Source organism: Mycolicibacterium iranicum (genome assembly GCF_014190915.1).
Classification (GTDB): Bacteria; Actinomycetota; Actinomycetes; order Mycobacteriales; family Mycobacteriaceae; genus Mycobacterium; species Mycobacterium iranicum_B.
The window spans coordinates 14163-26722 of record NZ_JACHVU010000013.1; the positions used below are offsets into that span (position 1 = coordinate 14163).

The 12560-nt window shown below is 68.9% G+C and carries 12 protein-coding genes; 9 read left to right on the forward strand and 3 right to left on the reverse strand.

The annotated features are described in order from the left end of the window. Nucleotides 1-100 precede the first annotated feature (100 nt). Nucleotides 101-322 (forward strand): hypothetical protein, encoded by a 222-nt coding sequence (locus FHR72_RS22035; RefSeq protein WP_260156172.1) that lies wholly within the window; start codon nt 101-103, stop codon nt 320-322. Here the strand turns inward: FHR72_RS22035 and FHR72_RS22040 are convergent, their stop codons facing one another. The 3 genes from FHR72_RS22040 to FHR72_RS22050 are packed head-to-tail and all read right to left on the reverse strand — an operon-like array spanning nt 323 to nt 2541. After that, entirely contained in the window at nt 323-925 is a 603-nt protein-coding gene (locus tag FHR72_RS22040) for a hypothetical protein (RefSeq protein ID WP_183472149.1), read from the reverse strand. Next, on the reverse strand, nt 922-1371 hold the full coding sequence (locus FHR72_RS22045) for an RrF2 family transcriptional regulator (protein ID WP_183472150.1): 450 nt from the start codon (nt 1369-1371) through the stop codon (nt 922-924). The genes FHR72_RS22040 and FHR72_RS22045 overlap by 4 nt, the downstream gene beginning before the upstream one ends. A gap of 9 nt (nt 1372-1380) precedes the next feature. Further along, nucleotides 1381-2541: a hypothetical protein gene (locus FHR72_RS22050; RefSeq protein WP_183472152.1), complete on the reverse strand. Its 1161-nt coding sequence runs from the start codon at nt 2539-2541 to the stop codon at nt 1381-1383. A 93-nt stretch (nt 2542-2634) separates the two neighbouring features. Here FHR72_RS22050 and dop point away from each other — a divergent pair, with 93 nt between their 5' ends. From dop to FHR72_RS22090, 8 genes are all read left to right on the forward strand, one after another. Beyond that, entirely contained in the window at nt 2635-4143 is a 1509-nt protein-coding gene (gene dop / locus FHR72_RS22055; RefSeq protein WP_183472154.1) for a depupylase/deamidase Dop, read from the forward strand. 105 nt (nt 4144-4248) lie between these two features. Then, nucleotides 4249-4443: a ubiquitin-like protein Pup gene (locus FHR72_RS22060; RefSeq protein WP_046365221.1), complete on the forward strand. Its 195-nt coding sequence runs from the start codon at nt 4249-4251 to the stop codon at nt 4441-4443. Beyond that, on the forward strand, nt 4440-5345 hold the full coding sequence (prcB, locus tag FHR72_RS22065) for a proteasome subunit beta (RefSeq protein ID WP_183472156.1): 906 nt from the start codon (nt 4440-4442) through the stop codon (nt 5343-5345). Before FHR72_RS22060 ends, prcB begins: the two co-directional genes overlap by 4 nt. Continuing rightward, the gene (gene prcA / locus FHR72_RS22070) at nt 5342-6088 is read left to right on the forward strand and encodes a proteasome subunit alpha (RefSeq protein WP_183472158.1); all 747 of its coding nucleotides are present in this window, start codon (nt 5342-5344) and stop codon (nt 6086-6088) included. The genes prcB and prcA overlap by 4 nt, the downstream gene beginning before the upstream one ends. Nucleotides 6089-6336: 248 nt before the next feature. Continuing rightward, nucleotides 6337-8781 (forward strand): GcvT family protein, encoded by a 2445-nt coding sequence (locus FHR72_RS22075; RefSeq protein ID WP_183472160.1) that lies wholly within the window; start codon nt 6337-6339, stop codon nt 8779-8781. Between the two features lie 38 nt (nt 8782-8819). Continuing rightward, nucleotides 8820-9920: an N-methyl-L-tryptophan oxidase gene (gene solA / locus FHR72_RS22080; protein WP_221194252.1), complete on the forward strand. Its 1101-nt coding sequence runs from the start codon at nt 8820-8822 to the stop codon at nt 9918-9920. Then, on the forward strand, nt 9917-11038 hold the full coding sequence (locus FHR72_RS22085) for an aromatic ring-hydroxylating oxygenase subunit alpha (RefSeq protein WP_183472164.1): 1122 nt from the start codon (nt 9917-9919) through the stop codon (nt 11036-11038). The genes solA and FHR72_RS22085 overlap by 4 nt, the downstream gene beginning before the upstream one ends. Nucleotides 11039-11063: 25 nt before the next feature. Beyond that, on the forward strand, nt 11064-12554 hold the full coding sequence (locus FHR72_RS22090) for an aldehyde dehydrogenase family protein (RefSeq protein ID WP_183472166.1): 1491 nt from the start codon (nt 11064-11066) through the stop codon (nt 12552-12554). Nucleotides 12555-12560: the final 6 nt, after the last annotated feature.

Below are 12560 nucleotides of genomic sequence, written 5' to 3' on the forward strand. Positions count from 1 at the left end.
ACGCCGCGAAGATCCACGCCGCCCGCGTGTGCGGTGCGACCGCTGTGCTGTTCGCCGTGGCGACGGCCGCCGCGATCCCGGCGTCGCGGACGTCTACGCGATGCCCGATGTCGAAGGGGCGGTGTTGCAGGATGCCTGGGACGCCGTCGTCTCGGCGACCGACGGCACGCTGGAACCCCAGACGTCCACGGCCGAAGGACCGCCGTTCGAGCAGATCAACCTGACGAACTGGGAGGTCTGTTCGCAGTCGCCGGCCGACGGCGAGGAGATCTCCGCGGACTCGCCGCCCGAACTCGAGGTGGCGCGCCCCGGCGCCTGCTGATCAGCTCGACAGCGAGTAGCTGTTGGCCAGATCGTCCTGTAGGACACTGGCTTTCTGCGCCGTCGTGTCGATCCGCAGCGGACGCTCCAGGGTGCGCGCGCGGTAGCTCCAGCCGGCGGGCAGGGTCAGCCGGGTCGCCAGCCCGGCCAGGTCGTCGAGATGTAACTGCGGATCGACGGTCTGGCTGAAGGTCTGCATCACCCAGCGCCGGCCGTCGGGATCGGTGAGCTCGAAGACGGGCGTGCCGGCGTCGTAGAGGAACGCCGCCCGGCGGTCGACCTGGTTGACCGAATAGGGCGCCGGGTTCATCGACGACAGCTCGACGGTCGCCTGCCGCAGCATCTCGATGCCGCCGAAGGTGCGCCGCTCGGTCTCGGTACCGCCCGCCTTCTCGATGTGGCTCATCAGCCAGTACCTCGGCCCGTTCAGCAGTGCGGCTGCGGCGCTGTGCTCGGCCGCGATGGCCTGGGCGTCGAGCTGCGACCACAGTTCCGCCGGACAGTCGTTGAGCGGGTAGGTGTTGTAGACGGTTGCCTGCGGCCCGGTTTCGCCCATGTGGACGAGCAGCACCTCGCCGTACCGCTTGCCGAAGACGTCGGTCATCGTGCCGGAACCGTGGGAAGGGACAGCGGCAGGACCGTGAGCGCCGGGGCGCGTGTCAGGTCCGCGACGGTGTAGCGGTCGAGCTCGGCGTAGAACGCCTCCTTGGCGGTGGCCAGCGCACGCCGCAGCCGGCACCCGGCCACCAGCGGGCAGGGACTGCCGCCCTCGCAGTCGATGACCTCGCGGTCGCCTTCGAGTTCGCGGATCAGCCAGCCGATCGACGCCGTCCGCCCCGCGTCGGTCAGAGACAGCCCGCCGACCCGGCCCCGGCGGGCCTCGACCAACCCGAGTTCGACGAGACGGGACACGGCTTTGGCGATGTGGTTCTCCGAGGCCGCCGCGCTGGCGGCGATGTGGCGCGTGGTGACGCGCTGGTCGTCGAACTCGCCGGCGCTGAGCAGCATCATGGCGCGCAGTCCGAGGTCGGTGAACCGCGTGAGCTGCATGGATCCACGCTACGCCGGGCGATCCCGGGTCGGCGCGGTAACCGTGCGATAGCGATCCCGTGCCACCAGGGTCAGGCGCAGGTCGTCGATCAGCGGGTCCAGGAACTGGGCGCGGTAGCCCCTGTCGCCGACCGCGCGGGCGGCCAGATACATGAACGTGAGCGCGGTCAGGAACATCGAGATCTGGATCAGGGCGTCGGGCACCGGAAGGGTCATGCCGAAGATGTGGCCGTCGCTGGGTCCGCGATCGGTCAACGCCGCCAACAACTCCGGGCTGATCAGGATCAGGCCGAGGAGGAAGAAGAGCAGACCTGTCACCACCGACACGGTCAGCACCTGGACGATCTGCGACATCGCCAGGACGAAGACGACGTTGGAACGCTCGGCCCGCGACAGCGGCACCCGTCGCGGCCGGTCCGGCATGGACGCGAAGGGGGTGCCCGTCAACCGGGCGGCATCCTCGGGTTGTTTCGCCTCGGGACGCAGGATGGGCCGGACGCTGCTCAGCGTGCCCGACACCAGGAACGCCGAGGCGATCAGCATGAGGAACAGCAGCGCGCCCCAGAGCCGGAGGCGACCGATGGTCGAGGCCATGGTCCACACGGGGCCGTTGAAGAACACGAGGACCGTCAGCAGCATCACCGGCAGGGCGCCGAGCAACAGGTTGCCGATCGAGGCGAGGTTGGCCAGCATCATCCGCACCGCCCAGCCCAGGACGGCCCCGACTCCCGTTGCCGTGCAGACGAATATCGCCGCGACGAGCGCCAGCGCGACGATCGTGTCGACCAGGACGCGCGGAGTGGGGCCTGCGTAGAGGCCGCCGAGCACCTCGATCGCCAGGCAGAGCCCCGAGACCGCGGAGCGCGCGCGCAGGTCGTCGATCCGCGACACCCGGCGTCCCACGAGTGCCGCCGACGGCAGCACCAGTACGACAGCGCCGAGGATGAACCATTCCGTCCGCGTCGGGCTGCCGTCGATGTCGATCGTGTGCTTCCCGGTGACGGTGACGACCAGGACCGAGAACACCATCGTCACCGCCAGCGCCGCCAGCGCGGGGGCCGAGCGGGTCCACACCCGCTGCACGAGCACTCCGGGCCGCAGCACGGCGGGCAGTCCGTGCTGCAGGAACCACCGCTCGGCGGCGCGGCGCTGTTCGGTCTCGGGGGCCATGGCGGATAGATCTCACCATGCGGCCGGGTCCCGCGCGGGTGATCGCCGAGAGCCCGCGATCCGGTCCGCAGCGGTTCCCCTACGCTGGGCGGTATGCAACGGATCATCGGAACAGAGGTCGAGTACGGCATATCGTCGCCGTCTGATCCGACCGCGAATCCGATCCTCACCTCCACCCAGGCGGTGCTCGCCTACGCGGCGGCGGCGGGCATCCAGCGCGCCAAGCGGACCCGGTGGGACTACGAGGTCGAATCGCCTCTGCGCGACGCCCGCGGTTTCGACCTGAGCCGCTCGTCGGGGCCGCCTCCGGTCGTCGACGCCGACGAGGTCGGCGCGGCGAACATGATCCTCACCAACGGGGCACGGCTGTACGTCGACCACGCCCACCCGGAGTACTCGGCGCCCGAGGTCACCGACCCGATGGATGCCGTGATCTGGGACAAGGCCGGTGAGCGGGTGATGGAGGCCGCGGCACGCCACGTCGCCAGCGTGCCCGGAGCGGCCAAGCTGCAGCTCTACAAGAACAACGTCGACGGCAAGGGCGCGTCCTACGGCACGCACGAGAACTACCTGATGAGCCGCCACACGCCGTTCTCGGCGGTCATCGCAGGGCTCACTCCGTTCCTGGTGTCGCGGCAGGTCATCACCGGCTCGGGGCGCGTGGGCATCGGCCCGTCCGGCGACGAGCCCGGGTTCCAGCTCTCGCAGCGGTCCGACTACATCGAGGTCGAGGTCGGCCTGGAGACCACGCTCAAGCGGGGCATCATCAACACCCGCGACGAACCGCACGCCGACGCCGACAAGTACCGCCGCCTGCACGTCATCATCGGCGACGCCAACCTCGCCGAGACCTCGACCTACCTGAAGGTCGGTGCGACGGCGCTGGTGCTGGATCTCATCGAGGAAGGCCCGCAGCTGGGCCTGGACCTGTCCGATCTGGCCCTGGCCCGTCCCGTGCACGCCGTCCACGTGGTCTCTCGGGATCCGTCGCTGCGGGCGACGGTCGCGCTGGCCGACGGCCGCGAGATGACCGCGCTGGCGCTGCAGCGCATCTACCTCGACCGCGTGGCCAAGCTGGTGGACAGCCGGGACCCGGACCCGCGGGCGACACATGTGCTGCAGACGTGGGCGCACGTGCTCGATCTCCTCGAGCGCGATCCGATGGAGTGCGCCGACCTGCTCGACTGGCCCGCCAAGCTGCGGTTGCTGGAGGGTTTCCGCAACCGCGAGAACCTCAGCTGGAACGCGCCGCGACTGCACCTGGTGGACCTGCAGTATTCGGACGTCCGTCTGGACAAGGGCCTGTACAACCGGCTGGTGGCCCGCGGCTCCATGCAGCGGCTGGTCACCGAACAGCAGGTGCTCGACGCGGTGGACAATCCGCCGACCGACACCCGCGCCTACTTCCGCGGCGAGTGCCTGCGCCGCTTCGGGGCCGACATCGCCGCCGCGAGCTGGGATTCGGTGATCTTCGACCTGGGCGGTGACTCACTGGTGCGCATCCCGACCCTGGAACCGCTGCGCGGCAGCAAGGCTCACGTCGGCGCCCTGCTCGATTCCGTGGACAGCGCCGTCGAACTGGTCGAGCAACTGACGACCTGACCCGGCTATCCCCGGCAATCGCGGGTCCGCCCGGTAGTGTGGTGAGACCGGCGGGACGTCGGCCGGGTGCCCGTGCAGACGGGTTCACTGACGCAGGAGGCAGCGATGGCGCAGGAGCAGACCAAGCGTGGCGGCGGCGGCGGCGAGGACGACGACCTCACCGGCAGCACGGCCGCCGGCCAGGAGCGCCGCGAGAAGCTGACCGAAGAGACCGATGACCTCCTGGACGAGATCGACGACGTCCTGGAGGAGAACGCCGAGGACTTCGTCCGTGCGTACGTGCAGAAGGGTGGACAGTGACCTGGCCGGATCGAGATAAGTCCGCCTTTCCGTCCGCGCTACCCGGGGCCTTCAGCGCCCCGTCGGCCCTGTCCCACGGCGGGGTGAACCCGTCGTCGTTCTCGGATTTCCTGCGCCACCAGGCGCCGCACCTGCTGCCGGCCGGCAGCGGTCCCGTCCCCACGGACGCCGTTCCGCACGGCACGACGATCGTGGCGCTCAAGTACCCCGGCGGTGTGGTGATGGCCGGTGACCGGCGCGCCACCCAGGGCCACATGATCGCCAGCCGCGACGTGCAGAAGGTCTACATCACCGACGACTACACCGTGACCGGCATCGCCGGGACTGCGGCGATCGCGGTCGAGTTCGCGCGGCTGTACGCCGTGGAGCTCGAGCACTACGAGAAACTCGAAGGCGTCGCGCTGACGTTCCCCGGCAAGGTCAACAGGCTCGCGACCATGGTGCGCGGCAACCTCGGCGCTGCGCTGCAGGGATTCGTGGCGCTGCCCCTGCTCGCCGGCTACGACCTCGACGACCCGAATCCGCAAGGCGCAGGACGGATCGTGTCCTTCGACGCCGCCGGCGGACACAATCTCGAAGAAGAGGGCTACCAGTCGGTGGGGTCGGGTTCGATCTTCGCCAAGTCGTCGATGAAGAAGCTCTATTCGCAGGTCTCCGACGCCGACTCCGCGCTCCGGGTCGCCGTCGAGGCGCTCTACGACGCCGCCGACGACGACTCGGCCACCGGCGGACCGGATCTCGTCCGCGGCATCTTCCCGACCGCTGTCGTGATCGACGCCGACGGCGCCCGCGAGGTGCCCGAGCAGCAGATCGCCACGGTGTGCCGCAGCATCATCGAAAGCCGTTCCCGAGCAGACACGTTCGGGCCCGACGCCGAGGCCGTTCGAGGTGACGACCAGTGAGCTTCCCGTATTTCATCTCACCCGAGCAGGCGATGCGCGAGCGCTCGGAGTTGGCGCGAAAAGGAATCTCGCGCGGCCGCAGCGTGATCGCGCTGGCCTACGCCGACGGTGTGCTGTTCGTGGCCGAGAACCCGTCGCGCTCCCTGCAGAAGGTGAGCGAACTGTACGACCGCGTGGGCTTCGCGGCCGTGGGGCGCTTCAACGAGTTCAACAACCTCCGCAGTGGCGGGATCAGGTTCGCCGACACCCAGGGCTACGCCTACTCGCGACGTGACGTGACGGGACGCCAGCTGGCCAACGTGTACGCACAGACGCTCGGCACGATCTTCACCGAGCAGGCCAAGCCTTACGAGGTCGAACTCTGCGTGGCCGAAGTCGCTCATCACGGGGAGACGAAAGCCCCTGAGCTGTACCGGATCACCTACGACGGATCCATCGCCGACGAGCCCCATTTCGTGGTGATGGGCGGCACCACCGAGCCGATCGCGGCGGCCCTCAACGAGTCGTACGCCGAGAACGCCAGCCTGGCCGACGCGGTGTCCATCGCCGTCAGTGCCTTGAGCACAGGCGGAAACGGCGCCGAACCCAGGACGTTGGGACCCTCGACGCTCGAAGTCGCGATCCTCGACGCCAACCGGCCGCGACGGGCATTCCGTCGTATCACCGGCAGCGCCCTGGAGGCGCTGCTGCCGGTCGCCGAACCTGCCGACGACAGCGCGCCGTCCGAGGGCAGCGACTCCTAACGCTTCTTGGCGCCGACGTCGGCGCCGGTGTCGGTGTCGCGCACCCGCGCGGATCTGAGCGGGCACCCGTGGATCCATGGCGTCCCGGGCTGGGGCACGTCGTTGTTCCCAGTTTCCCTTCAGCGTGTTGGCCTTGCGCTGCCCTGCCAACGGGTGGATGATTTGTTGCGTATAACGCATCGCGTTGCGTAGTACGCAACAACTAGATGCGGCAAAAATCATCATCCTGAATCGAAAGCGGTCGAGGCATGCCCAAAGTCGTCGTGATCGGTGCCGGCATCGTCGGCACTTCGCTGGCCGACGAACTGACCGCTCGCGGATGGACGGACGTCACGCTCGTCGATCGCGGACCGCTGTTCGCCACGGGAGGCTCCACGTCCCACGCGCCCGGCCTGGTCTTCCAGACCAACCCGTCCAAGACGATGACGGCGTTCGCCCGCTACACGGTCGAGAAGTTCTCGGCGCTCCAGCATCCCGACGGCTGGGCGTTCAACCCCGTCGGTGGCCTGGAGGTGGCCACCACCGCTGAACGGCTCGCCGACCTGCACCGTAAAGTCGGATGGGCACAGTCCTGGGGGATCGACGGTCATCTGCTGAGCCCGGCCGAGTGCGCCGCCCTGCACCCACTGATCGACACTGATCGGATCCTCGGTGGGTTCCACACCCCGGCCGACGGTCTCGCCAAGGCGCTGCGCGCCGCCGAGGCGCAGGCCCGGCGTGCCGAGGCCCGCGGCGCCACCCTGCGGCCCCACACCGAGGTGCTCGGTGTGCTTGACAACGGCCGCCGCGTCACGGGCGTCCGCACCGCAGACGGCGTCCTGGAGGCCGACGTCGTGGTGTGTGCCGCCGGTTTCTGGGGCGCTCAGTTCGCCCGCCAGGTCGGTCTCGTCCTGCCGCTGGTACCGATGGCCCACCAGTACGCGCGCACCGGACAGATCGCCGAGCTCGTCGGCCGCAACACCGAGCGCACCGAGGCGGGGCTGCCGATTCTGCGCCACCAGGATCAGGACCTCTATTTCCGCGAGCACGTCGACCGCCTCGGTATCGGCTCCTACAGTCATCGGCCCATGCCGGTGGACATGACCCACCTGCTCGCCGACACCGCGGGTGAGCCGATGCCGTCGATGATGCCGTTCACCGAGGAGGACTTCGCACCCGCCTGGCGGGCCGCCGCCGAACTGCTACCGGCGCTGGGGGATGCGAAGGTCGAGGAGGCGTTCAACGGCATCTTCTCGTTCACCCCGGACGGGTTCTCCCTCATGGGCGAGCATCGCGAGCTGCCCGGATTCTGGGTTGCCGAAGCTGTCTGGGTCACCCATTCGGCCGGCGTCGCCAAGGCCACCGCCGAATGGATCATTGACGGGACACCCTCGATCGACACCCACGAATGCGACCTGTACCGCTTCGAAGACGCCGCCCGCAGCCCGGAGTTCGTCCTGCAGACCAGCACGCAGGCCTTCGTCGAGGTCTACGACGTGATCCACCCGCACCAGCACCGCACCGCGCTGCGCGGACTGCGCACCAGCCCGTTTCATCACCGCCACACCGAGCTCGGCGCGTACTTCTTCGAGGGCGGCGGCTGGGAGCGACCCGCCTGGTTCGAGTCGAATTCGACGCTGGCACAACGGCTTTTCGACGACGGACTGGCCGTTCCCGATCGGGACGAGTGGGCGGGCAGGTTCTGGTCACCGATCTCGGTGGCCGAGGCGCACTGGACGCGCCAGAGCGTCGCGATGTATGACATGACGCCGCTGACCCGGTACGAGGTCTGCGGTCCGGGCGCCGCGTCGTTCCTGCAACGGATGACCACCAACAACGTCGACAAGAGCGTCGGATCGGTCACCTACACCCTGCTGCTCGACGACGCCGGGGGGATCCGCAGCGACCTGACCGTCGCCCGGCTGGGTCCGGACACCTTCCAGGTCGGCGCCAACTCCCCGATGGACCTCGACTGGCTTTCCAGGCACAAGCCTTCCGACGTGATGTTGCGTGACATCACCGGTGGCACGTGCTGCCTGGGGGTATGGGGGCCGAAGGCCCGCGAAGTGCTCGCCCCGCTGTGTCCCGACGACCTGTCACACGGCGCCTTCGGCTACTTCCGGGCCCGCCACACCCATCTGGGTGCCATCCCGGTGACGATGATGCGGGTGTCCTACGTCGGCGAGCTCGGCTGGGAGATCTACGCGAGTGCGGAGTACGGGGCCGCGTTGTGGGATCTGGTGGCCGAGTCCGGCGCGCCGCACGACATCATCCCCGCCGGGCGCATCGCCTTCAACAGCCTGCGCATCGAAAAGGGTTACCGCAGTTGGGGAACCGATATGACGGCCGAGCACCGACCGGCCGCAGCCGGCCTGGACTTCGCGGTTCGCTTCGGCAAGGACACCGACTTCGTGGGCAAGGAGGCGCTGCAGACCGCGGCTGCGCCCGCAACGACGTTGCGCAGCATCGTGTTCGACGACCCTGACGCCGCCGTCCTGGGCAAGGAGCCGGTCTCGCTCGGCGGCACCTGCGTCGGCTACATCACCAGCGCCGGCCATTCCGCGACGATCGGCCGCACCATCGCCTACGCCTGGCTGCCGTCGCACGTGGCGGTCGGCGATGTCGTCACCGTCGCCTACCGGGGAGCCACCCATGCGGCCCGGGTGCATGCCGAACCGGTCGTGGACCCCGAGATGACCCGGATCAAGAGGTAGCCGTGACCTACGACGTGATCGTGATCGGGCTCGGCGGCATGGGCAGCGCCGCGGCGTATCACCTTGCCGCCCGCGGACAGCGGGTGCTCGGGCTGGAAAAGTTCACCCCGGCGCACGACAAGGGGTCCAGCCACGGCGGGTCGCGCATCATCCGGCAGTCCTACTTCGAGGACCCCGCCTATGTGCCGCTGCTGCTGCGCGCCTACGAGCTGTGGGACAGACTGGCCCTCGACAGCGCACGCGAGGTCTACCGGATGACCGGAGGCGTGTTCATCGGACCCCCGGACAGCCTCACCGTGGCAGGCAGCCTGCGTGCGAGCCGGCAGTGGGATCTGCCCCACGAGGTGCTCGAGGACGCCGAGATACGGTCGCGCTTCCCGAATTTCACGCCGAACCCCGGTGACGTCGCACTGTTCGAGGCGAAGGCCGGCTTCGCCAGGCCGGAGCTGACGGTGCAGGCCCATCTCGACCTCGCCGAAAAAGCAGGAGCCACACTGCGGTTCGGTCACGAGGTGCTGGAATGGTCGGAGACGTCCGGGGGGGTGACGGTACGGACGGCCGAGGGTACCTTCACCGCCGGGCAGGTCGTGATCTGCCCGGGAGCGTGGGCGCCGCAGCTGCTCGCCGAGTTCGGCATCCCGATCACGGTGGAACGGCAGGTGCTCTACTGGCTGGACCCCGTCGGCGGCACCGCGCCGTTCGTCGATCACCCCATTTTCATCGACGAGAACGACGCCGGGGCACAGATCTACGGGTTCCCTGCCATCGACGGACCTCGCGGCGGGGTCAAGGTCGCGTTCTTCCGCAAGGGCGTCGAGTGCTCCCCGGACACCATCGACCGCACCGTGCACGACCACGAGATCCGCGAGATGCGCGAACGGGTCGCCGACCTGCTGCCCGCCCTCGACGGGCCGTGCCTGCACTCGGCGACGTGCATGTACGCCAACACCCCGGATCAGCACTTCGTGATCGCCCGCCACCCCGAGAGCGCGAACGTGACGGTGGCGTGCGGATTCTCGGGGCACGGCTTCAAGTTCGTGCCGGTCGTGGGGGAGATCCTCGCCGACCTGGCCACCACCGGTGCGACGGCGCACCCGATCTCGCTTTTCGACCCACGCAGATTGGTGACGACGACATGACGGCACTCCTGGCCACCCTGGCCGGCCGCTACTACACGAGCACCGAGGCCTTCGCCGCGGAGCAGGAGACCATCTTCGAGACCATGTGGATGTGCGCGGTGCGGTCCTCGGACCTCGCGCGCCCCGGCGCGTTCCGGAAGGTCCAGGTGGGTCGCGAGAGCGTGCTGCTGGTCCGCGGTCGCGACGGTCTGCTGCGCGCATTCCTGAACGTGTGCCGACACCGGGGGGCGCAGCTGTGCACCGAATCCGAGGGAGAGGTGAAGCGGACGCTGCGGTGCCCTTACCACTCCTGGACCTACGCTCTGGACGGCAAGCTGGTGGCCGCTCCGAACATCGGGACCCTCACCGAGGACGGCGGCGCCCCGATCGACCGCTACCGGTACGGTCTGGTGCCGGTCGCCTTGACCGAATGGCTCGGCTACGCGTGGGTGTGCCTGGCCGACACGCCACCGCCGTTCGAGGATGTGATCGCCGAAGCAGCCAGAACCCTCGGTGACGACGACGCGATCGACCGCTACGGCATCGGCGGCCTCGATGTCGGCCACCGCGTCGTCTACGACGTGGCGGCCAACTGGAAGCTCATCGTCGAGAACTTCATGGAGTGCTACCACTGCAGCTCCATCCACCCGGAGCTGGTCGGGGTGGTGCCGGAGTTCGCCCAGGGTCTCGCCGCCCAGGCCAACGTGGGCCTCGGCGCGCAGTTCGGTTCGGACGTGGCCGGATTCACCGTGGACGGCGCGGCCGGTTTCGACCGGCTGCCCGGGATCACCGACGCCCAGGACAGGCGCTACTACGCCATCACCGTCAAGCCGACGGTCTTCATCAATCTCGTGCCCGATCACGTCATCTTCCACCGGATGTACCCGATGGCGGTGGATCGCACGGTGGTCGAGTGCGATTGGCTCTACACGGGCGACATCGTCGGTTCCGAGCGGGACGTGTCGCGGTCGGTCGAACTGTTCCACCGCGTCAACGTCCAAGATTTCGAGGCCTGCGAACGCACCCAGCCGGCCATGTCCTCACGGGCCTACCGGCGCGGCGGTGTCCTCGTTCCGGCCGAACACCACCTCGCAGAGTTCCATCACTGGGTAGTGTCCCGGCTGGCGGCTCCGATGTAGACGAAGCGAGGGGGCACGAGAAGCCATGGACGGCGAACCCGATCTCTGTATCGGCGGCACCTGGCGTCATGCCTCCGACGGGGGCACCCGCTACATCGTCAACCCCGCCCACGGCGGGATCGCGGCCGTCGTCGACGAGGCGACGCCCGAGGATGCCGCCGCAGCCGTGGCGGCCGCCAGGGCCGCGTTCGACGAGGGCAGCTGGCGGGCGACGCCGGTCTCCGAGCGTGCCGCCGTGCTCGACCGCGTCGCCGACCTGCTCCAGCGCGACAAGGAGTCACTGGCCCATCTCGAGACCATGGATACCGGCAAGACCCTCGTCGAGAGCCGCATCGACATCGACGACGTCACTTCGGTTTTCCGCTACTACGCCAAGCTGGTCGGCGCCGAGGCCGACCGTGTCGTCGACGTCGGTGACCCGGCGGTGATCAGCCGCGTGATCAGGGAACCCATCGGCGTCTGCGTGCTGATCGCGCCGTGGAACTATCCGCTGCTGCAGATGTCGTGGAAGGTGGCCCCGGCCCTGGCGGCCGGATGCACGATGGTCGCCAAGCCCAGCGAGGTGACCCCGCTGACGACGATCGCGTTCGTCCACCTGCTCGACGAGGCCGGCGTGCCGGCGGGGGTGGTCAACCTGATCCAGGGCAGCGGCGCCACGCTGGGCCCGGCGCTCACCGGCGACCCCGCCGTGGACTTCATCTCGTTCACCGGCGGTCTGGCCACCGGGCGCAGCATCGCCAAGACCGCAGCCGACAACGTCACGAAGGTGGCGCTGGAGCTCGGCGGCAAGAACCCGCACATCGTGTTCGCCGACATCGGATCCGGCGTCGCCTTCGACAACGCCGTCGATCACGTGCTGACCGGGGTGTTCCTGCACTCCGGCCAGGTCTGCTCGGCGGGTACCCGGTTGATCGTCGAGGACTCCCTCGCCGCTGACTTCGTCGCGGCGCTGGCGGCTCGGGCGGCGACCATCAGAATGGGCGACGGGCTGGATCCGGCCAGCGAGACCGGGCCCCTGGTCTCCGAACAGCACCGGGACAAAGTGGAAGGCTATGTGCAGCTGGGCATCTCGGAGGGCGCGAAGCTGGTGACCGGCGGCGCCCGGCCTGCCGACCCGGCGCTGAAGGACGGCTACTTCTACCTGCCCACCATCTTCGACAGCTGCGACCGGTCGATGCGGATCGTCACCGAGGAGACGTTCGGTCCGATCCTGACCGTCGAACGGTTCAGCACCGAAGCCGAGGCCATCGCGCTGGGCAACGACACGGAATACGGTCTGGCCGCCGGAGTCCGGACATCGGACGCGGCGCGGGGCGAACGGGTGGTGCGGGCGTTGCGACACGGCACGGTGTGGCTCAACGACTTCGGCTACTACACGGCGGCCGCGGAGTGGGGCGGTTTCGGCAGATCCGGCAACGGCCGCGAACTGGGTCCCACGGGGCTCGCGGAATATCAAGAGATCAAACACATCTGGCACAACACCGCTCCCGGTGCCGCGGGCTGGTTCAAGGGATAGGACATC